This window comes from Actinosynnema sp. NPDC037264, assembly GCF_055603705.1.
Map to the genome: position 1 here is coordinate 118,153 of NZ_JBVJVK010000021.1, position 22,511 is coordinate 140,663.

Genomic DNA, 22,511 nt, shown 5'->3' on the forward strand with positions numbered 1-22,511 from the left:
GCCACCCGCGATCAGCCGACCGGAGGCCGCGGCTCGGACGTTCGCCGCCACCGGATCCCGTTGGGCGACACCGGTTTCGAGCACCGCGGCGACATCCCCCGCCACGCCGGTCACGAGTTCGGACTCGACGCGGACCTCCGGCCGATCCGCGCCGCCGCGCCCGGCCGCGTGAAGCCCGCGGCGCCGACCCGAGGCACGCTCACCTGTTTGCCGCCGGCGTGATCAGGGCATTCGGAACTGTCCCGCTCACGCGACCGGAGGTACGAGGTGTCACCCTCGGCAGGCGAGAACGTGCTGGCCGACCGCTACCGGCTGATCGAGCCGATCGGGATCGGCGGCATGGCCGAAGTGCACCGGGCCTGGGACACCGTGCTGCGGCGGCACGTCGCGGTGAAGCTGGTGCAGCCCGGTTTCGACCCGGAGGCCGCCCGGCGGTTCGACAACGAGGTCCACCTCCTGGCCGGGCTCACGCACCCCGCGCTGGTGTCGGTCTACGACGCCGACACCACGGCGCCGACGCCGTTCGTCGTGCTGCGGTTGGTCGAGGGCCGGACCCTGCACGACCGCCTGCTCCTCGGGCCGCTGCCGCTGGACGAGGTGCGCCGGCTGGGCGCCCGGCTGGCCGACGCGTTGGCGCACGTGCACGCGCACGGCCTCGTGCACCGCGACGTGAAGCCGGCGAACATCCTGCTCGACCACGAGGACGACGCCTACCTGGCGGACTTCGGCCTGGCCCACCTGACCGGCGCCACCCGGCTGACCCGGACCGACCAGCTCGTCGGCACCGCCGCGTACCTCGCGCCCGAGCAGGTGCTCGGCCAGGAGATCGACCACCCGGCCGACGTCTACGCCCTGGGGCTGGTGCTCCTGGAGTGCCTGACGGGTCGGCGCGAGTACGAGGGCGGTGAGGTGGAGGCCGCGGTCGCCCGGCTGCACCGACCTCCGGTGATCCCCGAAGACCTGCCCGCCGACGTCCGCGACCTGGTGGCGCGGATGACCACCGCCGCACCGGACGACCGGCCCACCGCGCACGACTGCGCGCGGGTCCTGGCGGGCGCGGTCGTCCTACCGCCCGACGTCGGGGCCGAGGCGGACACCGAAGAACTCCCGCGCGCGGTGACGCGCCCCTCGTGGCGGGTGCTCGTCGCCTCGGCGGGCGCGCTGGTCGGCGCGTTCACGATCACGATGGCCGCGCTCCCGGGCGACCGACCGGCGGACGACCCGCCGCCCGGGCCCACGACGCGGCAGGCGGCGCCCGCGACGGCGGGCTCGTCGGACGTGCCGCGGGACCAGGCCGAGCCCCGGTTCATCGTCACACCGCAGGCCACGGGCGCCGCGCCGTCGACCACTCCCCCGCCGACGACGGCCCCGGCCGCCAACCCGCCGGCCGGGAACCCGGCGCAACCCGCGGCCGGGCCGACCGACGACACCGCGGAGCCCGTCGTCACCACCACCGCCCCGCCGACCTCGGCCCCGCCGACCACCACGTCCCCGAGCCCGGACCCCGAACCGGAACCGTCGGTCCAGCCGACCGAGACGGGAGCTGACGGCGTGCCCGGCGAGGAATGAGCAGTGGTCGCGACTCTGGGTCATCGCTTGCGTGCGGACCGTGTCAACTCCTGAGAACTCGCCGGGTCCGGCCGAGCGGCCGGCGCGGCGCTGGGCGTTGCCGACCACCTGAGCCAGGGGCCGAGTCGGTCGGCGCCGACCCGCGCCGGACCCTGCGGCTGCCGGCCACGCGCGGCGTCTTCGCCGAGGGCGTCCCGGTGACGTGAGGACGTCCCGGCTCAGGGGTGCACGCCCGGCCCGTGGTCGCCCTCTTCGGCGTGCGCGAGAGGGGTCGGGCTGAGCGTGGTCTCGTCCTCACCCTCCTCCAGCAGCGTGGCCGCCGGGCCGACCACCCGCGGGTCCGGCTCGCCGACCACCTCGGGGTCCTTGTCGGTGTAGTCGACGCGCGCCAGCACGCTGCGCATGGCCTCGAGCCGGGCCCGCTTCTTGTCGTTGCTCTTCACCACGGTCCACGGCGCGGCGTGGGTGTCGGTGGCCCGGAACATGGCCACCTTCGCCGCGGTGTAGGCGTCCCACCGGTCGAGCGACCTGATGTCGTTCGGGCTGAGCTTCCACTGCCGGACCGGGTCGACCTGCCGGATCAAGAACCGCGTCCGCTGCTCCGCCCGTGACACCGAGAACCACAGCTTGACCAGCGCGATCCCGTCGTCCACCAGCATCCGCTCGAACGTCGGCGCCTGCCGCATGAAGCGCTCGTACTGCTCGTCGGTGCAGTAGCCCATCACCCGCTCGACGCCGGCGCGGTTGTACCAGGACCGGTCGAACAGCACGATCTCCCCCGCGGTCGGCAGGTGGGCGACGTACCGCTGGAAGTACCACTCGCCCTGCTCGCGCTCCGTCGGCTTGCTCAACGCCACCACCCGCGCCCCGCGCGGGTTGAGGTGCTCGGTGAACCGCTTGATGGTGCCGCCCTTGCCCGCCGCGTCACGTCCCTCGAACACGACGACCATCCGCGCGCCCGTGTCCTTGATCCAGTACTGCAGCTTGAGCAGCTCGATCTGGAGCAGGCGCTTGGACAGCTCGTACTCCTCGCGCGTCAGCCGCGTCGGGTACGGGTAGTTCTCCCGCCAGGTGTCGATCTCCGTGCCGTCGGGGTGCCGCAGCACGGGGTCGTCGCCGTCCTCGTAGTCCACCACGAGGTCGTCCACGCGCAGGCCGGGGAAGAGGTCGCCGAGGTCGAGCACGCTGTCCACCGGTTCGGCGTACCCGGCGGCGGTTCGCCGAAACCTGCCGGTCACGCGGGTCGCGCCGCAGGAGCGCGACCCGCGTGGGCGTTACAGCAGCGTGGCGATCTGAGCGGCGACCAGGTCGATCCGGACGCCCTGGTTCGGGCAGCCGCCGTAGTGGTGCAGGCCGATCACCTTGTGCGTGCTCCGGGACAGCACCGGGGAGCCCGACGAGCCGCCCTCGGTGTCGCACCGGTAGGCGATGTCGGACTGCGACGAGCTGCCGTTCACCCGGACGGCGGACACGGCGCAGTAGCCGCCGCCGTTCTGGTCGTCACGCAGGGAGAGCTTCTTGAGCTTGCCCGCCGGGTGGCCGACGATGTACATCTCCTCGCCGACCGCCGGCACCCGCGCGTCCAGCTCCAGGTAGCCGAACGACGCCAGCGACGCGAAGTTCGTGACGCTGAACAGCGTGTAGTCCAACGCCGCGCTGGTCTTGAGCACCGACGACACCAGCACCTTCGTGACGGTCGCGCTGGCCGTGCCGCCGCAGGTCGGGCACTGGTAGTTGAACCACACCTCGATCCCGGTGCCACTGGTGAAGCAGTGGTTGTTGGTCAGCATCCGGTTGTTCGCGCCGACCCGCCACGCCGTGCACAGCGAGCCGCCGTTGCGCAGGAGCTTCGCCACCGCCTTGGTCCGGCCGAACTCGGTGGGGTTGCTCGTCTGGTAGCAGACGGCGTCGCGGTAGTCGTTCGTGCCGCAGATGCTCTTGGGCGCCAGGTCCGCCGCCGCGGCCAGCTCGGCGTCGGTGTACCCGCGGGTGATCTTGTCGAGCCGCACCCGGCTGGCCGGGTGCGCCGGTCCGCCGTCCCGGCCGCGCAGGCTGATCACGGCCCGGTCGCCGGTGACCGACATGGCCCAGAAGCCGGTGCCGTCCACGGTGGCGGTGCCCGACGCCGCGACGTCGGCGGTGTAGCGGTAGGACTCGGCGCCCGCCGGGTCGGACACCGTGAGCACGTCGCCCGCGACCAGGCGCAGGCCGGTGAAGTGGGTCTTGAGGTACCACGAGCCGGGTCGTTCGAGGGTCGTGGTCTGGTTCCGGCCGCCGAGGACGGTCGAGACGAGCTCGTCCTCACCGACCTTCTGGGTCTGTTCGACGAGGTCAGGCGCCGGCGCCGCGGTCGCGATCCCGCTTGTCAGCGGGATCACGAGGAGGGCGGCAGCGAGGAGTTGCAGGGTTCTCCGCACTGGTTCACCTCACATCTGGAGCAGGGATGGGTGACACCTCGATGCTGCTCCTCGGAACGTGGGGTGTCAGCCCTCCGAAGGTCGGGTAAAGCGCAATGTCCACTTAGGACAGTGCGGAGCAATCGGGGGTCGGCCGATCCATCGCGGGGGCGGATGTTGACCGTCCTCTGTGGACTCTACGAGCCGCGCCTACCGACGGGTAACATATCGTCGGCATATCGAGAACCGCATACGTGCCGGCAACGCCGCGCCGTCTTGACTGACGGCATGACCGACAGCGAACCGGCACGGACGGCGGCCCGTCACACCCGATCGCCGGTGTCCTGGTCCTCGTCGGCCGGTCCGACGACGGGGATCACGGTGTACGGCTGCGAGCCGGACGAGGCCGCCCTGTTCCGGGAGCTGGCGCCCCGCTTCGGCGTCGTGCCGACCATCACCCCCGACCCGGTTTCCACTGCCACCGTCGCACTGGCTTCCGGGAACCGCTGCGTCAGCGTCGGGCACAAGACCCGGATCACGAATCCCACGCTGCTCGCGCTCAGCCGGGCCGGCGTGGAGTACGTCTCCACCAGGAGCATCGGGTACGACCACCTCGACGTCGACTACGCCGAACGCGTCGGCATCACCGTCGGGAACGTCGCCTACTCGCCCGACAGCGTCGCCGACTACACGGTGATGCTGATGCTGATGGTGCTGCGGAACGCGAAGTCCCTCATCAGGCGTGCCGACGCCCACGACTACCGGTTGCCCGACGTGCGCGGGAAGGAACTGCGCGACCTGACCGTCGGGGTGGTCGGCACCGGCCGCATCGGCGCCGCCGTCATCGATCGGCTGTGGGGCTTCGGCTGCCAGAAGCTGGCTTACGACATCCGGCCCCGGACCTCCGCCGACTACGTGCCCCTCGACGAACTGCTCCAGCAGAGCGACATCGTCACGCTCCACACCCCGCTCACCGCCGACACGCACCACCTGTTGGACCGCCGGCGCATCGGGCAGATGAAGCACGGCGCGTTCGTCGTCAACACCGGGCGAGGTGGGCTCATCGACACCGAGGCCCTCGTGCCGGCGTTGGCGAGCGGCCGGTTGGGCGGCGCCGCGCTGGACGTCCTCGAAGGAGAGGAAGGGATCTTCTACGCCGACTGCCGCGACCGGCCCCTCGCCGGCACCCCGCTGTCGCGGCTGCAACAACTCCCGAACGTGCTGATCAGCCCGCACACCGCCTACTACACCGACCACGCCTTGAGCGACACGGTGGCGAACTCCCTCGCCGGCTGTCGCGACTTCGACCGCAGAAAGCAGCACTGGATATGAAGATCGGAATCCTGTTCGGCGGCCGCTCCGAGGAGCACGACGTCTCCGTCAAGTCCGCGCGGGAGGTGGCGAAGCACCTCGACCCCGGGAAGTACGAGCCGTACTACGTCGGGATCACGAAGAGCGGCTCCTGGCAGCTCTGCGACGGGCCCGACGCGGACTGGGAGGACGGCGAGTGCCGCCCGGTCGTGCTGTCACCGGACAGCGGCGTGCGCGGGTTGCTCGTGCTGGACGACGGGCAGTACAAGACGATCGGCCTGGACGTGGTGCTGCCCGTCCTGCACGGCAGGCTCGGCGAGGACGGCGCGGTGCAGGGCCTGCTGGAGCTCTCCGGCATCCCCTACGCCGGATGCGACGTCCAGAGCTCGGCCCTGTGCATGGACAAGTCCCTGACCTACCTCGTCGCGCGCGGCGCGGGGGTCGCGACGCCGGACTTCCGGACCGTCCCGGCGGGCGGGCACGTCGACCCGGACCGGCTGACCTATCCCGTCTTCGTGAAGCCCGCCCGTTCGGGATCGTCGTTCGGGGTCGTCAAGGTGACCCGGGGAGAAGACCTGGCGAGCGCGGTGGAGACCGCGAGGCGGTACGACTCGAAGGTGCTGATCGAAGAGGCGGTCGTCGGCAGCGAGGTCGGCTGCGCCATCCTCGGCGACGACGCCGAGCTGATCGCCGGCGAGCCGGACCGGATCGCGCTGTCGCACGGCTTCTTCCGGATCCACCAGGAGAGGGACCCGGAAAGCGGATCCGAGAACTCGACCACGATCGTCCCGGCCGACATCCCGGCCGAGTCGCGCGCGCTCGTCCAGGAGACCGCCAAGGCCGTCTACCGCGCGCTCGGCTGCCGAGGGCTCTCACGCGTGGACATGTTCTTGAAGGAGGACGGCACCGTGGTCCTCAACGAGGTCAACACCCTGCCCGGCCTGACCTCCTACAGCCGGTACCCGAGGATGATGGCGGCCGCCGGGATGTCGCTCGGCGACGTGATCGACCGGGTCGTGTCGTCGGCGCTGGCCGGGAAAGCCCGATGAACGACGACTTCGTCTTCCTGGACGAGTTCGCGCCCGGCATCCGCTGGGACGCCAAGTACGCCACCTGGGACAACTTCACCGGCAAACCGGTGGACGGCTACCTGGCGAACCGGATCGTCGGCACGAGGGCGTTGTGCGCGGCCCTGGAACGCGCGCAGGAGAAGGCCACGACCCTCGGCTTCGGCCTGCTCGTCTGGGACGGCTACCGCCCGCAACGCGCGGTGGACTGCTTCCTGCGCTGGTCACGGCAGCCCGAGGACGGCCGGACGAAGCCGCGGCACTACCCCCGCCTCGATCGCGCCGAGATGGTCGAGAAGGGGTACGTGGCCGCCAGGTCGGGCCACAGCCGGGGCGGCACGGTCGACCTGACGCTCTACGACTCGGCCACCGGCGAACTGGCGCCCATGGGCGGCGACCACGACTTCATGGACCCGGTCTCGCACCACGGCGCACCGGGGATCACGCAGGTCGAGGCGACGAACCGCCGGCACCTCCGTTCGATCATGGAGGACTGCGGTTTCCGCGCCTACGACTACGAGTGGTGGCACTACACCCTCGTCGACGAGCCGTACCCGGACAGCTACTTCGACTTCCCCATCACCGGCTCGACGCCGCTCGACTGCCGGTGCGGGGCGGCACGACGGGTAGCCGCACGCTGATGCGGAGGCCACCGCCGACCCGCGGGGTCAGGGTGAGGACGCCGTCGTGGGCCTGGGCGATGCTCTCGACGATCGCGAGGCCGAGCCCGACACCGGCGTGGTCGCTGCGCGCGCGTCGGGTGCCGCGCTGGAACGGTTCGGTGAAGGTCCTGATCAGCTGCGGCGTGAGCTGCTCACCGGTGTTCTCGACCGTGAGCACCGCCTTCTTGGCCTCGACGGCGGTCGTGACCCACACGGTGCCCTGGTCGGGCAGGTTGTGGACGATCGCGTTGTGCACCAGGTTCGTCGTCAGCTGCAGCAGCAGCGCGTGCGAGCCGGTGGTGGGGGTCAGGTCGCCGGAGGTCTCGATGGTGAGGCCGCGCCGCTCCGCGAGCGGGAGGAGCGTTTCGGCGGCCTCCTCCGCGATGAGCGACAGGTCGACGTGCTCCCGGTTGAAGGTCCGCTGGTTGGCGCGGCTGAGCAGGAGCAGCGCCTCGGTGAGGTCGATGGCCCGGCTGTTGACGAAGCGCAGGCGTTCGACGAGTTCGCCGGCGTCGCGGTCCGGGTCGTCGCGGGCGACGTCGAGGAGCGTCTGGGTGATCGCCAGCGGGGTGCGCAGCTCGTGGGACGCGTTGGCGGCGAACCGCCGCTGTTCGCCGTCGTGCGCTTCGAGCCGCGCGAGCATGGTGTCGAAGGCGTCGGCGAGTTCGCGGAACTCGTCCTGGCGGCCTTCCAGCGCGATCCGGTGGGAGAGCGATCCCGCCGCGGCCAGGCGGGTGGCGTGGGTGATGCGGGTCAGGGGCGCGAGCATGCTGCCGGCCAGCAGCCACCCGCCCAAGAGGCCGAACACCAGCAGGACCGCCATCGCCAGGCCCGCCTTCGGCACGAAGGCCGCCTCCAGGGCGGCGCGGTCGGGCACCACCGGGCCCGGCCGCCAACTCCCCGGAGGCTCGGGGTGGACGATGACCTCGGGCACGTAGCGCAGCAGGAACACCCACACGACCGCGAGCAGCGAGCCACCCGCGAGCATGAGGAACCCGGCGTAGCTGAGGGTGAGCTTGAGGCGGACGCTCAACCCCGGCTGCCTATCCACGGTCGCGTCCCCCGCGACCGGCGCCGGACGCCGGGTCGATGCGGTAGCCGACGCCGGGCACGGTCGCGATGACCCACGGTTCGCCGAGGCGCTTGCGCAGTGCCGAGACCGTGATGCGCACGGCGTTGGTGAAGGGGTCGGCGTTCTCGTCCCACGCCCGTTCCAGCAGCGCCTCGGCGCTGACGACACCGCCCTCGGCGGCCACGAGGACTTCGAGCACGGCGAACTGCTTCCTGGTCAGCGCGACGTACCGGCCGTCCCGGTAGACCTCGCGGCGGAACGGGTCCAGCCGCAGCCCCGCGATCTCGCGCACGGGCGGCCTGCTGTGCGCGCGCCGGCGGTCGAGCGCCCGGAGCCTGAGCACGAGCTCCTTGAGCTCGAACGGCTTGGTGAGGTAGTCGTCCGCGCCGAGCTCGAACCCGGAGGCCTTGTCGTCGAGCCGGTCGGCGGCGGTGAGCATCAGGATCGGCATGCCGCTGCCGGACGCGACGATGCTCTCGGCGACCTCGTCACCGGAGGGCCCGGGGATGTCGCGGTCGAGCACGGCGATGTCGTAGGAGTTGACGCCCAACAGCTCCAGCGCGGTGTCGCCGTCACCGGCGATGTCGGCGGCGATCGCTTCCAGGCGCAGCCCGTCGCGGATCGCCTCGGCCAGGTAGGGCTCGTCCTCGACGACCAAGACACGCATGCTTGCGATGCTACGGTCGGGTGCATATCGCGGGCATATCGAAAAGCTCGAACGCGCCCGCAACACCGCGTCGCCTTGATTGGGGGCATGCGCCACCTCGAATCAGCACGCACCGCGACCCGATTGCCCGCGTCACCCGCCGACCTGCGCGCCCACGGCGCCGTCCCCGACCCCGTGCCGGTCTTCGACCAGGACGTTCCGGCCGTGGCCAACCTCGATCCCGACCTGCTCGCCGCGCTGCGCCGCGCCGCGACCGACGCCGCGGCCGACGGGATCGAGTTCTCGGTGAATGGCGGTTGGCGTTCCCCGGAATACCAGGAGCGGCTATTCGACGAGGCGGTCGCGAAGCACGGCTCGGAAATGGCGGCCGCCCGCTGGGTGGCCACTCCCGAGACGTCCGCCCACGTGTCGGGGAACGCGGTCGACATCGGCCCGGCCGCGGCCAGGGCGTGGCTCGCCGAGCACGGCGCCCGGTACGGGCTGTGCCGGATCTACCGCAACGAACCGTGGCACTTCGAACTGCGCCCCGAAGCCGTCGTCCACGGCTGCCCTCCGCTGTACGCCGACCCGTCGCACGATCCCCGGATGCGGCGGTGACCGATCCGAGCCCGCGCGGGACGGCCGTCAGTGGCGCAGCCGGCCCGTGATGCCGCGGTCGTCGGTCGCCACGCCCTCGATCCTGGTCGGGTCGACGCTCCACCGGTGGGCCAGCGCCATGACGTCGTGCTCGCCCGGGATCCTCTTCCACCAGGTGTCGTCGTCCGGCGACTCGGGCCGGGTGCCGATGCCGAGCGCGGTCTCGTCCACCGTCACCTCGCCCTCGAACAGCGGCACGCCGCCGCCGTCGAAGTGGTAGGCCCGGCGCACCTCCCCGCCCGAGGCCAGCACCCAGGCGCACGTGCCCGTGGCGCGGTGGGTCTGGAAGAACTGCACGTGCCCGAGCCGATCGCTCAACCCGGCGATCCAGTCCAGGAAACCCGGGCTGGACGCGTCGGGCAGGCCGCGGCCCGGCACCAGCACCCAGGGACCGATCGGCGGAGCGACGAACACCGCGCCGTCGTAGGCGAGGTCGACGCCGTGCGCCCACGTCACCCGCTTGCGCCGGATCAGACCGAGCACGTCGGCCGCGGTCGCCGCGTCCGGCGCGGTGACGGCGAGCCACCAGCACTGGTAGCCGAACGGGACTGCCCGGTCCACGCCCATGCCGAAAGCCACGCCCAATCCTCGCATCCCGCACGCCCCCGCCGCTCCCGTTTACGGCGGCCTCGACGTGTCGGGCCCGTCGCGTTCCCGGGCGGCACGACGTGGCAGGCCGGTATGCTCGGCCCGGCGTCGGAGGGCGCCGCCGGGTCAGCGGGCAGGACTGAGTCCACCTCCACCACCGAAGCGAGTCGCCTCTCGTGACGATCTCTTTCGACCCGGACGCGGACCACGGGTGACGAAGGAGACGTCATGCCCGACCTCCCCGCGCGGCCGAACCTCGACCAGTTGCGGCACCAGGCCCGGGACCTGCTGCGCGACGCCCGACGGGGTGGCGTCGACGCGCTCGCCCGGATCGGGGCGGTGTCCGACCGGGTCGTCCTCGCCTCGGCGCAGCTCGCGATCGCCCGGGAGCACGGGTTCCCGAGCTGGGCCAGGCTCAAGCTGGAGGTCGAGCGCCGCGAGGTGCTCAACCGGCGCGACGCGTCCCGGCTGGCGGACCTGCTGGCCCGGCACCCCGAAACGGCCACCACGAGGATGGAAGGCTGGTCCGACCACCGCAAGGGCGCCGACGTGCTCGGCTACCTGGCCATGCTGCGGCTCGACCACCGCCGCCTCGGCCTGCCGCGCGACCTGCCCGGCTCGGACGTGGCGGCCAGGGCGCTGATCGAGGCGGGCGCGCCGGTCGACGGTCATCCCGGCGACCAGGAGACGCCCCTGATCACCGCCGCCAGCTGTGGTGACGTCGACGTCGCGAGGGTGCTGATCGAGGCGGGCGCGGACCTCGACGCGGTGGCCGCGCCGGACTCCGGCGGCGTGCCCGGCGGCACGGCGGTCGAGCACGCGGCGGTGTTCGGGATGACCGACGTCCTCGACCTCCTGGTCGCCGCCGGCGCCCGGGTCGACGGCCCGGAGATGGCCGCCGCGGCGGGAGACCTGACCGCCTGGCCGCCGGAACGGCTGAGCCCGCAATGCCGATTGCGGTCCCTGGTGTTCGCCGCCGACCACCAACGGCTGGACGTGATCGACCGGCTCGTCGCCGCCGGCACCCCCGTCGACGAGGCCGACGCCGTCTGGCAGCGGATGCCGCTGCACGTCGCGGCGGCCAACGGCAAGCCCGCCGGTGTCCGGCGGATGCTCGACCACGGCGCGGACCCGGCGCTGCGCGACCCCAAGCACCTCCGCACACCGCTGGAGTGGTGCCGGCTCTCGGACGGCGACAGCCCGGGGCACGCCGAAGTCGCCGCCCTGCTCGTGGAACAAATGAAACAAAGGCTGTAACTCAGGCGGGCACAGGACCGGTGGAGTCACGCACGACCAACGTCGTGGACAGCTCCAGGTGCAGGGCTTCGGGCCGGTGCCCGTCGAGCACGCGCATGAGCTGCGTGACCGCGATGCGGCCCATCTCCTGCAACGGCTGGCGGACCGTGGTCAGCGCGGGACGGGTCGCGCGGCTGAGGTCGATGTCGTCGAACCCCGCGACCGAGAGGTCCTCGGGCACCCGGAGCCCGCGGTCGTGCGCGGCCTGGAGCGCGCCGACCGCGAGCTTGTCGTTGAAGCAGACGATCGCGGTCGGCCGGCGCGGCTCGTCCAGCAGGTCGGCCGCGGCGCGCAGCCCCTCGGCCGCGGTGGGCTCCACGTGGTGGACGCGGTGCCGGGCGGGCAGCACGCCCGCCTGGGCCAGCGCGGCGTGGTGGCCCGCCGTGCGCGCGTCGCCCGCCAGCCAGTCCAGGGGTCCGGCGATGACGCCGATGTCGCGGTGGCCCAGGTCGACCAGGTGCGCGGTGAGCGCGCGGGCGCCGGCGAGGTGGGCCGCGGACACCGAGGCGATGTCCGGCGGCGGCGCGGTGCGCGGGTCGACCACGACGAACGGGAAGCCGCGCCGCGCCAGCGCGACGAGCCGGTCGCCGTCCTCCGGCGGCAGGATCAGGATCGCGGCGTCCACGTCCGCGTCGTCGGGCAGCGTGGTCAGCACGTCGTCCTGCTGGGAGGACACGCCCGCGTCGAGGACCATCCGGACGCCGTGCAGCCGCAGCGTCTCGGCGATCGAGGAGACGATCAGGCCGAAGTAGTCGGTCAGCACGTAGGGGCACCGGACGTGCACCGTCCGGGGGCTCCCGGGCGCGTCCGCGCGGCTGCGCGCCATCGCCCGGAGCACGAGTTCGCGCGTGCGCGGCGCCACGTTGACGTGGTCGTTGAGCACCCGGGAGACGGTGGCGATCGAGACGCCCGCCTCCGCGGCGATGTCGCGCACCCGCGCACGCCTGGTCACCTCGGCATCTTAACGGCGACTTGCACCTTGACTTGTCCCACACGTCAAGTGTTCCATCACGAAACACATTTTCCGAGCTTGTTACATTGCTCGAAGGAGAGTGATGAAGAGATCCCGGACGATCGCCCTGACCGCCGCCGCGGCGCTCTCGGTCGGCCTGACCGGCGCCGTGCAGGCGGCCGACCGCGACCCGACCTCGGCCCGGGTGTGGGTCACGACGGTGGATCGGAGCGAGCTGCTCGCCGAACGCCCGTCCGTGGCGTTCCGGACCGGCGCGTCGCCGCACCAGACCATCGTGGTCGACCCCGACGTGACCTACCAGGAGGTCGACGGCTTCGGCGCGTCGATCACCGACTCCTCGGCCGACGTGCTGCACCGGCTCACGCCGGCGGCGCGCGAGGAGACGATGCGCAAGCTGTTCGACCCGGTGCGCGGCATCGGCGTGAGCTTCCTGCGCCAGCCGATCGGCTCGTCGGACTTCACCGCCGAGGCCGAGCACTACACCTACGACGACGTCCCGCCCGGCCGGACCGACTTCGAGCTGCGCCACTTCAGCATCGCCCACGACCAGGCCGAGATCCTGCCGCTGCTGCGCCGGGCGAAGCAGCTCAACCCGGCGTTGAAGGTCATGGGCACGCCCTGGAGCCCGCCGGCGTGGATGAAGACCACGGACTCGCTGGTCGGCGGTCGGTTGAAGGACGACCCCGCCATCTACGACGCCTACGCGCGCTACCTGGTGAAGTTCGTGCAGGCGTACGCCGCCTCCGGTGTGCCGGTGGACTTCCTGTCGTTGCAGAACGAGCCGCAGAACCGGACGCCCGACGCCTACCCGGGCACGGACATGCCGGTGGCGCAGCAGATCAAGGTGATCGAGGCGCTGGGACCGCTGCTGCGCAAGGCGAGCCCGCGCACGAAGATCCTCGCCTACGACCACAACTGGAGCACCCACCCGAACGACGTCGCCGCCACGCCGCCGGGCGAGGACCCGGAAACCGACTACCCGCACCGGATCCTGGCGAGCCCGGCCGCGCGGTGGGTCGCGGGCACCGCGTACCACTGCTACTCGGGCGACCCGGCGGCGCAGACCGCGTTGCACGACGCGTTCCCGGACAAGGGCATCTGGTTCACCGAGTGCTCCGGCTCGCACGGCCCGGGGGACCCGCCCGCGCAGGTCTTCCGCGACACGCTCAAGTGGCACGCGCGCAACGTCGTCATCGGCACCACCCGCAACCGGGCGAAGTCGGCGGTGAACTGGAACATCGCGCTGGACAGCGCGGGCGGGCCGCACAACGGCGGCTGCGGCACGTGCACCGGCCTGGTCACGGTCCACCCGGACGGGACCGTGTCCACCGACGCCGAGTACTACACGATCGGCCACTTGGCGAAGTTCGTGAAGCCGGGCGCGAAGCGCGTCGCCAGCACGTCGTTCGGCACGACGGGCTGGAACGGCCAGATCATGGACGTCGCGTTCCGCAACCCGGACGGCTCCACGGCGTTGGTCGTGCACAACCAGAACGACGAACCGCGCACGTTCGCGGTCGAGTTCGGCGAGCGGATGTTCGAGCACACCCTGCCCGGCGGCGCGCTGGCCACGTTCACCTGGCCGCGTGCCAAGGGTTTCGACCACGGGCTCGACCCGGTCTCCCTGGCCGGCGCCACCGCCACCACCGCGCCGCACGGGCAGGACCCGGCCGCGGCGGTGGACGGCGACGCGTCGACCCGGTGGAGCAGCGGCCAGGCGCAGGAGCCGGGCCAGTACCTCCAGGTCGACCTCGGCCGCGAGGCGAAGTTCCGGCGGGTGGCCATCGACAGCGGTGGCAACCTCGGCGACTACGCCCGCGGCTGGAAACTGTCGGTCAGCGACGACGGCGTCGGTTGGCGGACCCTGGCGTCCGGCGCGGGCGTCGGCCAGTTGACCGCGGTCGACGTGCCGCGCACGCGGGCCCGGTACCTGCGCGTCAGCACCACCGCGTCGGCCGGCAACTGGTGGAGCGTCGCCGACCTCCGCCTGTACCGCTGAGGCCCGCCCGGTCGGGGTCACGCGATCGCGGACCCCGACCGGGCCGCTGGTGTTAGCGTCCGGGTGATCATCCAGGGGGGATGCGCGATGACAGGTCCGGACGACGCGGTGAGCCGCACCGCGGCGGCGCTCGAGTGGTGGGACCGGGTGTCCGCCGAGTTCGACTGGGCCGCGGTCGAGAGCCGGGAGGGCTTCCGCTTCCCCGCCGACTACAAGGAGTTCATGGCCCGGTTCCCGTCCGGGTTGTTCCGGGACGTCGTCAGGCTCCACAACCCGGTCCAGGACCAGCGGTCCCTGGCGGGGTTCGAGGACGACCTCGACCGGATGCTGACCGTGGTGGAGGAGTTGCGGGAGTACGACGACTCCTACGCGCCGTTCCCGGAGCCACGCGGGGTGATCCCGTTCGCCGACGACGTCGCGGGCGGGGCGCTGTTCTGGCTGCCGTGGACCTCCGACCCCGACCACTGGCACGTCGTGCACCTGAGCAGGGGCAACCACTGGACGAGGACGAAGCGGTCGATGACGGCGGTGATGCTCGAGCTCGCGACCAGCCGCAGCGAGCGCAACGTCCTCGGCTGGGACCTCGCCGCGAAGGACCCGGTGTTCGAGCCCTTCGACCAGGACCCGTGACGCGGACGCCGTACCGTGGACCGGGTGAGCACCGCACCGGCAACCGTCACCCTGAGCGACCACTTCGCCCGAACGCTCCCGGAGCTGGCCCTCGCGTGGCAGGCCGAGCACGCTCCCTCGCCGACCCTGCTCGTGCTCAACGAGCGGCTGGCCACCGATCTGGGCCTGGACACCGACTGGCTGCGGAGCCCGGAAGGCCTGCGGCTGCTCGTCGGCGAGCACGTCCCCGACGGCGTCACCCCGGTGGCGCAGGCCTACGCCGGGCACCAGTTCGGCCACTACGCGCCACGGCTCGGCGACGGTCGCGCCCTGCTCCTCGGCGAAGTGGCCCACGCCGACGGCGGCACGCGCGACCTGCACCTCAAGGGCTCCGGGCGCACGCCGTTCGCCCGTGGCGGCGACGGCCTGGCCGTGGTGGGCCCGATGCTGCGCGAGCACGTCGTGAGCGAGGCCATGCACGCCCTCGGGATCCCGACGACCCGTTCGCTGGCCGTGGTGGCGACCGGGCGGGCGGTGCGCCGCGAGACCGTGCTGCCGGGCGCCGTGCTCGCCCGCGTGGCGAGCAGCCACCTGCGCGTCGGCAGCTTCCAGTACGCCCGCGCCACCGGGGACGTCGACCTGCTGCGCCGGCTGGCCGACCACGCGATCGCCCGCCACCACCCCGGGGCCGCGGACGCAGGCAACCGCTACCTCGCCCTGTTCGAGGCGGTGGTCTCGGCGCAGGCGTCGCTGGTGGCGCGGTGGATGCTCGTCGGTTTCATCCACGGCGTCATGAACACCGACAACATGACGATCTCCGGCGAGACCATCGACTACGGGCCCTGCGCGTTCATGGACGCGTTCGACCCGGCCACCGTCTACAGCTCGATCGACCACGCCGGGCGGTACGCCTACGGCAACCAGCCGCGCGTGGCGGAGTGGAACCTCGCCCGGCTCGCCGAGGCGCTGCTGCCGCTGTTCGCCGAGGACGAGGAGCGGGCGGTCGCGTCGGCGGTCGAGGTGCTCGGCACGTTCCGCGGGCGGTACGACGACGCCTGGTCGGCCGGCATGGCGGCGAAGCTCGGCCTCGCCGACACCCCGCCCGCGCCTCTGGTGGACGACCTGCTCACCCTGCTGCGCGACAACCACGTCGACCACACCTCGTTCCACCGGCGCCTGGGCGCGGCGGCCGACGGCGCCACCGCGCCCGCGCGCGAGCTGTTCCTCGACCTGGCCGGGATCGACGCCTGGCTGGCCCGCTGGCGCGCCCTCGGACCCGACGCCGCGGCCATGCGCCGGGTCAACCCGGTCTACGTCCCCCGCAACCACCTGGTGGAGGAGGCGCTCGCCGCCGCGACGGAGGGCGACCCGGTCCCGCTGGGTCGGCTGCTCGACGCGGTGACGTCCCCGTTCGACGAGCGCCCCGGCCTGGAGCGCTACGCCGAACCGGCGCCGGAGCACTTCGCCGCCGCCTACCAGACGTTCTGCGGCACCTGAGCGACCACGTCGCGGACGGCGGCGGCGATGCGCTCGCCGCCGCGAAGCTGCGGCTGGACAACCGGGTCCAGGCCGCGCTGCTCGCCGGCCGGCTGCGGCTGACGCCCGGCGATCAGCCGTCCAGGGGTCAGCGCTTGGGCACGAAGGCGTAGACGCTGGCGGGCGAGCCGGAACCGCGGCGGTTGACCGTGCCGCCGACCAGGACGTGCGCGCCCTGCTCGGGCAGCTCGGCCAGGTTCGCCAGGACCTCCAGGCTGATCCGGTGCTCGCGGTAGAGCAGCTTGGAGACCCGGTACTCGGCGTCGAGCGCGGACTCGGGGCTGAACGTGTCCGTGCCCAGCGCGCCGCGCCGGCCGAGGCGACCGGTGTCGACCAGCCACCGCACGGCCTCCAGCGAGAACCCCGGCTGGTGCATCCGCCCGTCGGCGTCGAAGTTGAAGAACGCCGGGGTGCCCCAGCGCTCCTCCCACCCGGTCCACAGCACGACCGCGGCCTCGTTCGGGATGCGGCCGTGCTGCTTCTCCCACCGCTGCAGGTCGGCGACGCTCACCTCGTGGTCGGCGTCGCGCGCGGCCCGCTCCCGCACGTCGATCTTGACCGCGGGCAGGAACAGGTCCTCCGCGTCGAGCTCGTCGGCGTGCGGCTGGTCGTCGTTGAAGTGCGACGGCGCGCCCCAGTGCGTGCCGGTGTGCTCGCCCTGCTGCACGTACTGGAGGTAGTACCCGTGCTCCGGCACGGTGGTCACGGTGGTGAGGGTGAACGCCGGGTCGCCGGGGTAGACGTTGGTCCGGTCCGGGTCGTTGACGTGCGCCAGGTTCACCAACCGGTAGTCGGCCAGGCCGAGCCTGCCCGAACGACCCGAAGCGCCCGCCGCACCACCGCCCGCGAACATGCCGCCCACCGCTGTCGCCACACCCGCGAGCATCGAGCGTCTCCGCACCGCCGACCACTCCTCCGCCTAGCCGTCACCCGATCCGGGCAACCGTACCGGCTGGGTGATCACCAGAGGATGACCTGGCGGACGGCTTCTCCGGAGGCCAAACGGGTGAACCCGGTGTTGATGTCGTCCAGTGCGAGGCGTCCCGACAGCAGTTCCTGCACGGGCAGCTGCCCGGCCCGGTAGAGGTCGACGAACCGGGGCACGTCGCGCCGCGGCACGCACGAGCCGAGGTAGCTGCCCTTCAGCGTCCGCTCCTCGGCGACCAGGCTCAGCGCGGGCAGCGTGATCGTGCGGTCGGGGTGCGGCAGGCCGACGGTCACCGTGGTGCCGCCCGCGCCGGTCGCCAGGTACGCCTGCTCCAGCACGGCCGCGACGCCGGTGGTGTCGATGACCTTGTCCGCGCCGCCGCCGGTCAGCGAGCGCACCTCCTCCACCGCGTCGGGACCGCCGGCCACGTCGTGGGTCGCGCCGAGGCCGCGCGCCAGCTCGCGCTTGTGCGCCACCACGTCCACCGCGATGATCTGCGACGCGCCGGCCGCCCGTGCGGCGAGCAGCGCGGCGAGCCCGACGCCGCCGAGACCGAACACCGCGACCCGGTCCCCCGGCGTGACGGCCGCGCTGTAGAACGCCGCGCCCGCGCCGGTGAGCACCGCGCAGCCGAACAGGGCGGCGATCTCGAACGGCAGGTCGGCGGGCACGAGCGTGGCGGACTTCTCCGACACCACGGCGTAGTCGGCGAACCCGGACACGCCGAGGTGGTGGTGCGGGCGCGTGCCGTCGGGCAGCCGCAGCCGCCGTCCGCCGCCGAGCAGCGTGCCCGCGCGGTTGGCCGCCGCGCCCGGCTCGCACAGCGCCTGCCGCCCGGACACGCACCGGCGGCACGAACCGCAGGCCGGCACGAACGACAGCACCACCCGGTCGCCGACGGCGAAGTCGGACGCGCCGGGCCCGGTCTCGACCACCTCGCCCGCGGCCTCGTGGCCCAGCAGCATCGGCAGCGGCCGCACCCGGGAACCGTCGATCACCGACAGGTCCGAGTGGCACAGCCCGGTGGCGCCCACCTTGACCAGCAGCTCCCCCTGGCCCGGCGGGTCGAGGTCCAGGTCGAGCACCTCGAGCGGTCCGCCGACCCCGGTCAGCACCGCGCCCCTGGTCTTCACGCGACCACCAGCCCTTCCATCGCGGCGCGCAGGCCGTCCGGGATCGCCACCGGCTTGCGGGTCCCGCGATCGGTGAACACGTGCACGAAGTGCCCTTCGGCGACCACGTCGTCCCGTCCCTCCGGGTAGAAGCCGACCTCGTAGCGGACACTGGAGCGCCCGAGGTGCCCGATCCGCAGGCCCGCGTCCACGGCCTCCGGGAACGCGATGGACGCGCGGTAGTTGCAGTGGGACTCCACGCACAACCCGATCGCCTGCCCGCGGTGGATGTCCAACCCGCCCTCCGCGATCAGCCACGTGTTGATCACGGTGTCCATGAAGGCGTAGTGCACGACGTTGTTCACGTGCCCGTACACGTCGTTGTCGTGCCACCTGGTCGGTATCCGCTGCCAGTGCCGGTACTGCTCGCGCACCAATCCTCCTGAGTCAGTCGAGCATCCGGGTCAGCTCGACCCGGGACCGCACCTCGAGCCTGGCGAAGATGTTGCGCAGGTGGTGCTCGACGGTGCGGTGGCTCAGGAACAGCCGCGCGGCGACCTCGCGGTTGGTCGCGCCCTCGGCGACCAGGCGGGCGATCTGCGCCTGCTGCGGGGTCAGGCCCGCGGTCGGGTCGACGTCGGAGCGGCCCGCGGCCCGGTTGGCGGCGCGGTCGGCGGTCCGGTCGGCCTGGGTCGGGCCGACCGCCTCACCCGCCGCGCGCAGCTCCGCGCGGGCCCGGGCGACCCAGCGGTCGGCGTCGTAGCCCTGGAAGATCTTCACCGCGTCGCGCAACAGGTCCCGCGCGGCGCGCGGCTTGCGGTCGCGCCGCAGCCGGTGGCCGTAGAACAGCTCGGTCTTGGCCAGTTCCATGGCGGTGCCGCTGGCCCGGTGCAGCCGGATCGCCTCGCGGAAGTGGTCCTCGGCGCGCAGGCCGTCGGCGAGCAGGCCGCGGCAGCGGTGCGACAGCGCGAGCCGGGCCGCGCTGCCCGTGGTGCCCGCCCACTTCTCGTACCGGCGCAGCGCGCGGTCCGCGGTGGCGGGCCGGCCGCAGCCGACGGCGGCCTCCACCACGTGCGGCGCGGCCATCACCTTGATGCCGGTGTGCACGCCGCCCGAGCCGGCGGCCATCAGCCGCAGCCGGTCCAGCGCGTCGGCCGGCCGGTCGAGCACGAGGTCCACGCAGGCGAACGCCCACGCGCCGAACGTGCCGGAGCGGCCGAGCCCGCGTTCGGCGATCTGCTCGGCGGCGGCGTCGATGCGGTGCATCGCGGTGTCGGTGTCACCGCGCAGGGCGGCGACCAGCGCGAGGATCGTGAGGTGGTCGACCACGGCGTTGTGCTGGCCGATGGCGGTGGCCGCGTGCACGCCCTCGAACGCGGCGGACAACGCCACCGAGTGCTGGTCCAGCAGCAACGCCGACAACGCGCGGTAGACCAGCGCCCACGGCACCAGCGCGGTCAGGCCGTGCTCGTGCGCCGCGGTGACCGCACTGGTCGCCAGCTCGTGCGCCCTGGACGCGTCGCCGAGGGTGTAGGCCGCCTGGCCGCCCCAGATCTTGGCCTGCGGGTGCGGCACCCGTTCGGCGAGCTCGATCACCGAGCGCAGCACGGGCAGGGCCTCCTCGTGCCGGCCGGCGAACGTGGCGGCCATGCCCGCGAGGTGGTCCAGGGTGATCCGGGTCTCGTCGGGCTCGTCGGGCCGGCGCAGGCTCGCGGCGAACGCGGCGGTCTCGGCGTACCGGGCGTGGTCGCCCGCGATGCTGGCCGCCTCGCCCGCGAAGCCCAGCGCGGTGATGGCCAGCGTGCGGTGCGTGCCCACGAGCTCGCCCGCCGCGTGCAGCAGCCGGCGCACCGCGACGTCCGGCAGGCCGTTGCCCAGGTCGATGCCGCCGCGCAGCAGCTCGGTGCGCGCCCGCAGCTCGCCGCTGTCGGTCAGCCGTGCCGCGGTGCGCAGCGCGACGCGGGCCCGGCGGGGCGCGCCGGAGGCCCAGTGGTCGGTGGCGGCGGCGATCAGGTGGCGCGCCCTGGCGTCCGGGTCGGCGGCGAGCGCGGCGGCGCGGTCGTGGTCGCGGGCGGCGGCCGGGTAGTCGCCGCAGCGGCGGGCGCGGCTCGCGGAGGCTTCCAGGCGTTCGGCGAACGCGTCGCGCACGCCGGGCACGCGGGCGGCCTCGTGCCAGGTGCGGCGCGGTCCGGGCGGCAGGTTCTCGGCCAGCGCGGCGTGCGCGGCGTAGCGCAGGGCCAGCGGGATCGCGGTGCGCAGCGTGGAGCGGACCAGCGGGCCGCCGTCGAGCAGGGCGTCGGCCTCCTCGACCGCGGCCAGGTCGAGGTCGGGCATCCGGGCCAGCGCGTCGGCGTCGACCTCGTCGTCCACCACGGTCAACGCCACCGCGTGCTTGGCCTGCGGCGAGAGGGCGTGGAAGCGGGCGCTGAACCGGGCCCGCAGCGAGCTGTCCTCGGGCAGCTCGTCTGGCGCGGGCGCCGTGCCGCCGAGCTGCTCGGAGGTCAGCGCGCGGGCCAGTTCGGTGAGCGCGAGCGGGTTGCCCCTGGCCAGGTCGGCGACGTCGTCGGCGAGCCCCGGCGCGAGGCCGGGCCGCAGGTCGCGCAGCACGCGCAGGCTGTCGGCGTGGTCGAGCGGGTCCAGCCGGACCCACGGCAGCCCGAGCGGCTCGCCCTCCGTGGCGATCAGCACGGCCACCGGCTCGTCGGCGGCCTCGGCGGCCAGCTCCACGAGCCAGTCGGTGTCCTCCAGGAGGTGGGCGTCGTCCACGCAGAGCAGCACCTGGCGGTCGGTCGTGGCGGCGGACTCCCGAACGGCGGCCAGCATCGCCGTCTTGCCGGCGCCCGGGCCGCCACGCAGGACCAGCGCCCCGCCGTGACCGGCCCGGGCGCGGGCGAGCAACGCGTCGACGGCGACGCGCTGCCGGTCACGTCCGCGCAGCATGTGGCCAGTCTGGCGGGAGGGCGACGTCCGGCGGAAGAGTTGCGGCAGAAATTATCTACCAGTGTTAGTTTTCGCCCCGGGACCGGTGGTTGCACCGATGCGGAGCGCTCACGTAGTGGCGCAAGGTCATCGCTGTCCGTAGTTCCCTGCCAAGCGAGGTGTACACCGACGTGCAACTCCGCAAACTGATCCCCGCGCTGATCCCCGCGCTGGCCCTGTCGCTGGTCGGCGTGACGCCGGCGCACGCCGAGGAGGAGTACCGGCGCGGTCCCGCGCCGACCAACTCCAGCATCGAGGCGTCCCGCGGCCCGTTCGCCACCGCCTCCACCACGGTGTCCTCCTTGTCGGTCACCGGCTTCGGCGGTGGCACGATCTACTACCCGACCAGCACCGCCGAGGGCACCTTCGGCGCGATCGCCATCTCGCCCGGCTTCACCGGCACGCAGTCCAGCATCGACTGGCTGGGCCCGCGCATCGCGTCGCAGGGCTTCGTGGTGTTCACCATCGACACCAACACCATCTACGACCAGCCCGACAGCCGGGCGAGCCAGCTGCTGTCCGCGCTGGACTACCTGACCCAGCGCAGCACGGTGCGCACCCGGATCGACGCGTCCCGGCTGGGCCTGATGGGCCACTCGATGGGTGGTGGCGGCACCATGCGGGCCGCCGAGCAGCGCCCGTCCCTGCAGGCGGCGATCCCGCTGACCGGGTGGCACACCGACAAGACCTGGGGCAGCAACCGGGTGCCGACCCTCGTCGTCGGCGCCGAGAACGACTCGGTCGCGCCGGTGTCGTCGCACTCGATCCCGTTCTACACCTCGCTGCCGTCCACCCTGGACAAGGCGTACCTGGAGCTGAACGGCGCCAGCCACTTCGCGCCCAACACCTCGAACACGACGATCGCGAAGTACAGCATCGCGTGGCTCAAGCGGTTCATCGACAACGACACCCGCTACGAGCAGTTCCTGTGCCCGTCCCCGGCCAACAGCTCGCTGATCTCGGACTACCGGGACACCTGTCCGCACTCGGTCTGACCCACCGATCGCAGACCCGGGCGTGGGGGGGGGGGGGGGGGGGGGGGGGGGGGGGGGGGGGGGGGGGGGGGGGGGGGGGGGGGGGGGGGGGGGGGGGGGGGGGGGGGGGGGGGGGG

Annotated in this window: 20 protein-coding genes; 10 read left to right on the forward strand and 10 right to left on the reverse strand. The window is 73.1% G+C overall.

Annotation, left to right across the window (positions count from 1 at the left end):
- Nucleotides 1-267 precede the first annotated feature (267 nt).
- A complete protein-coding gene (locus ACZ7GX_RS23560) occupies nucleotides 268-1,569 on the forward strand; it encodes a serine/threonine-protein kinase (protein ID WP_498779532.1) in 1,302 nt (433 codons plus the stop codon).
- Nucleotides 1,570-1,787: 218 nt separating this feature from the next.
- Here ACZ7GX_RS23560 and ppk2 read toward each other — a convergent pair whose 3' ends face one another.
- Nucleotides 1,788-2,723 carry a polyphosphate kinase 2 gene (ppk2, locus tag ACZ7GX_RS23565; protein WP_498779568.1) on the reverse strand — a complete coding sequence of 312 codons (936 nt, stop codon included), beginning with the start codon at nucleotides 2,721-2,723 and terminating at the stop codon, nucleotides 1,788-1,790.
- A gap of 120 nt (nucleotides 2,724-2,843) precedes the next feature.
- Nucleotides 2,844-3,986 carry a trypsin-like serine peptidase gene (locus ACZ7GX_RS23570; RefSeq protein WP_498779534.1) on the reverse strand — a complete coding sequence of 381 codons (1,143 nt, stop codon included), beginning with the start codon at nucleotides 3,984-3,986 and terminating at the stop codon, nucleotides 2,844-2,846.
- Between the two features lie 354 nt (nucleotides 3,987-4,340).
- Between ACZ7GX_RS23570 and ACZ7GX_RS23575 the strand changes: the two genes are divergently transcribed.
- Genes ACZ7GX_RS23575 through vanX form a run of 3 tightly spaced genes read left to right on the forward strand, consistent with a single transcriptional unit; the run spans nucleotide 4,341 to nucleotide 6,984 of the window.
- Nucleotides 4,341-5,297, forward strand: coding sequence for a D-isomer specific 2-hydroxyacid dehydrogenase family protein (locus ACZ7GX_RS23575; protein WP_498779569.1), 957 nt, complete (start codon nucleotides 4,341-4,343; stop codon nucleotides 5,295-5,297).
- Nucleotides 5,294-6,325 carry a D-alanine--(R)-lactate ligase gene (gene vanA / locus ACZ7GX_RS23580; protein ID WP_498779536.1) on the forward strand — a complete coding sequence of 344 codons (1,032 nt, stop codon included), beginning with the start codon at nucleotides 5,294-5,296 and terminating at the stop codon, nucleotides 6,323-6,325. Before ACZ7GX_RS23575 ends, vanA begins: the two co-directional genes overlap by 4 nt.
- The gene (gene vanX / locus ACZ7GX_RS23585; protein ID WP_498779538.1) at nucleotides 6,322-6,984 is read left to right on the forward strand and encodes a D-Ala-D-Ala dipeptidase VanX; all 663 of its coding nucleotides are present in this window, start codon (nucleotides 6,322-6,324) and stop codon (nucleotides 6,982-6,984) included. Before vanA ends, vanX begins: the two co-directional genes overlap by 4 nt.
- On the opposite strand, the gene ACZ7GX_RS23590 is transcribed toward vanX, so the two are convergent.
- Together ACZ7GX_RS23590 and ACZ7GX_RS23595 are read right to left on the reverse strand one after the other, a co-directional pair.
- Complete coding sequence (locus tag ACZ7GX_RS23590) at nucleotides 6,923-8,056, reverse strand: sensor histidine kinase (RefSeq protein ID WP_498779540.1); 1,134 nt, start codon at nucleotides 8,054-8,056, stop codon at nucleotides 6,923-6,925. The two genes, vanX and ACZ7GX_RS23590, sit on opposite strands and share 62 nt — an antisense overlap.
- A complete protein-coding gene (locus ACZ7GX_RS23595; RefSeq protein WP_498779542.1) occupies nucleotides 8,049-8,744 on the reverse strand; it encodes a response regulator transcription factor in 696 nt (231 codons plus the stop codon). Before ACZ7GX_RS23595 ends, ACZ7GX_RS23590 begins: the two co-directional genes overlap by 8 nt.
- Nucleotides 8,745-8,831: 87 nt before the next feature.
- Between ACZ7GX_RS23595 and ACZ7GX_RS23600 the strand changes: the two genes are divergently transcribed.
- A complete protein-coding gene (locus ACZ7GX_RS23600) occupies nucleotides 8,832-9,341 on the forward strand; it encodes a M15 family metallopeptidase (RefSeq protein WP_498779543.1) in 510 nt (169 codons plus the stop codon).
- A gap of 27 nt (nucleotides 9,342-9,368) precedes the next feature.
- Here ACZ7GX_RS23600 and ACZ7GX_RS23605 read toward each other — a convergent pair whose 3' ends face one another.
- Nucleotides 9,369-9,959 carry a hypothetical protein gene (locus tag ACZ7GX_RS23605; RefSeq protein ID WP_498779544.1) on the reverse strand — a complete coding sequence of 197 codons (591 nt, stop codon included), beginning with the start codon at nucleotides 9,957-9,959 and terminating at the stop codon, nucleotides 9,369-9,371.
- Nucleotides 9,960-10,196: 237 nt separating this feature from the next.
- On the opposite strand from ACZ7GX_RS23605, the gene ACZ7GX_RS23610 reads away from it, so the two are divergent.
- The gene (locus ACZ7GX_RS23610) at nucleotides 10,197-11,225 is read left to right on the forward strand and encodes an ankyrin repeat domain-containing protein (RefSeq protein WP_498779545.1); all 1,029 of its coding nucleotides are present in this window, start codon (nucleotides 10,197-10,199) and stop codon (nucleotides 11,223-11,225) included.
- Between the two features lies 1 nt (nucleotide 11,226).
- Here the strand turns inward: ACZ7GX_RS23610 and ACZ7GX_RS23615 are convergent, their stop codons facing one another.
- Nucleotides 11,227-12,216 carry a LacI family DNA-binding transcriptional regulator gene (locus ACZ7GX_RS23615; RefSeq protein ID WP_498779547.1) on the reverse strand — a complete coding sequence of 330 codons (990 nt, stop codon included), beginning with the start codon at nucleotides 12,214-12,216 and terminating at the stop codon, nucleotides 11,227-11,229.
- 103 nt (nucleotides 12,217-12,319) lie between these two features.
- Here ACZ7GX_RS23615 and ACZ7GX_RS23620 point away from each other — a divergent pair, with 103 nt between their 5' ends.
- From ACZ7GX_RS23620 to ACZ7GX_RS23630, 3 genes are all read left to right on the forward strand, one after another.
- A complete protein-coding gene (locus ACZ7GX_RS23620; RefSeq protein ID WP_498779548.1) occupies nucleotides 12,320-14,236 on the forward strand; it encodes a discoidin domain-containing protein in 1,917 nt (638 codons plus the stop codon).
- An 87-nt stretch (nucleotides 14,237-14,323) separates the two neighbouring features.
- Nucleotides 14,324-14,866, forward strand: a complete 543-nt coding sequence (locus tag ACZ7GX_RS23625; protein WP_498779550.1) for an SMI1/KNR4 family protein — start codon at nucleotides 14,324-14,326, stop codon at nucleotides 14,864-14,866.
- Nucleotides 14,867-14,890: 24 nt separating this feature from the next.
- The gene (locus ACZ7GX_RS23630; RefSeq protein WP_498779552.1) at nucleotides 14,891-16,342 is read left to right on the forward strand and encodes a protein adenylyltransferase SelO; all 1,452 of its coding nucleotides are present in this window, start codon (nucleotides 14,891-14,893) and stop codon (nucleotides 16,340-16,342) included.
- 127 nt (nucleotides 16,343-16,469) lie between these two features.
- Here the strand turns inward: ACZ7GX_RS23630 and ACZ7GX_RS23635 are convergent, their stop codons facing one another.
- From ACZ7GX_RS23635 to ACZ7GX_RS23650, 4 genes are all read right to left on the reverse strand, one after another.
- Nucleotides 16,470-17,255: a cyclase family protein gene (locus tag ACZ7GX_RS23635; protein ID WP_498779554.1), complete on the reverse strand. Its 786-nt coding sequence runs from the start codon at nucleotides 17,253-17,255 to the stop codon at nucleotides 16,470-16,472.
- 86 nt (nucleotides 17,256-17,341) lie between these two features.
- Nucleotides 17,342-18,442 carry a zinc-binding dehydrogenase gene (locus tag ACZ7GX_RS23640; RefSeq protein WP_498779556.1) on the reverse strand — a complete coding sequence of 367 codons (1,101 nt, stop codon included), beginning with the start codon at nucleotides 18,440-18,442 and terminating at the stop codon, nucleotides 17,342-17,344.
- Nucleotides 18,439-18,855 carry an acyl-CoA thioesterase gene (locus ACZ7GX_RS23645; protein WP_498779558.1) on the reverse strand — a complete coding sequence of 139 codons (417 nt, stop codon included), beginning with the start codon at nucleotides 18,853-18,855 and terminating at the stop codon, nucleotides 18,439-18,441. The genes ACZ7GX_RS23640 and ACZ7GX_RS23645 overlap by 4 nt, the downstream gene beginning before the upstream one ends.
- A gap of 13 nt (nucleotides 18,856-18,868) precedes the next feature.
- The gene (locus ACZ7GX_RS23650) at nucleotides 18,869-21,361 is read right to left on the reverse strand and encodes a helix-turn-helix transcriptional regulator (RefSeq protein ID WP_498779559.1); all 2,493 of its coding nucleotides are present in this window, start codon (nucleotides 21,359-21,361) and stop codon (nucleotides 18,869-18,871) included.
- Between the two features lie 170 nt (nucleotides 21,362-21,531).
- Here ACZ7GX_RS23650 and bdeA point away from each other — a divergent pair, with 170 nt between their 5' ends.
- The gene (gene bdeA, locus ACZ7GX_RS23655) at nucleotides 21,532-22,395 is read left to right on the forward strand and encodes a bis(hydroxyethyl) terephthalate hydrolase (protein WP_498779560.1); all 864 of its coding nucleotides are present in this window, start codon (nucleotides 21,532-21,534) and stop codon (nucleotides 22,393-22,395) included.
- Nucleotides 22,396-22,511 lie beyond the last annotated feature (116 nt).

Coding starts and splice junctions, on each gene's coding strand:
- ACZ7GX_RS23595 (WP_498779542.1), bottom strand. CDS start 8,744: ATGCGTGTCTTGGTCGTCGAGGACGAGCCCTACCTGGCCGAGGCGATC.
- ACZ7GX_RS23625 (WP_498779550.1), top strand. CDS start 14,324: ATGACAGGTCCGGACGACGCGGTGAGCCGCACCGCGGCGGCGCTCGAG.
- vanX (WP_498779538.1), top strand. CDS start 6,322: ATGAACGACGACTTCGTCTTCCTGGACGAGTTCGCGCCCGGCATCCGC.
- ACZ7GX_RS23600 (WP_498779543.1), top strand. CDS start 8,832: ATGCGCCACCTCGAATCAGCACGCACCGCGACCCGATTGCCCGCGTCA.
- ACZ7GX_RS23620 (WP_498779548.1), top strand. CDS start 12,320: ATGAAGAGATCCCGGACGATCGCCCTGACCGCCGCCGCGGCGCTCTCG.
- ACZ7GX_RS23610 (WP_498779545.1), top strand. CDS start 10,197: ATGCCCGACCTCCCCGCGCGGCCGAACCTCGACCAGTTGCGGCACCAG.
- ACZ7GX_RS23650 (WP_498779559.1), bottom strand. CDS start 21,361: ATGCTGCGCGGACGTGACCGGCAGCGCGTCGCCGTCGACGCGTTGCTC.
- vanA (WP_498779536.1), top strand. CDS start 5,294: ATGAAGATCGGAATCCTGTTCGGCGGCCGCTCCGAGGAGCACGACGTC.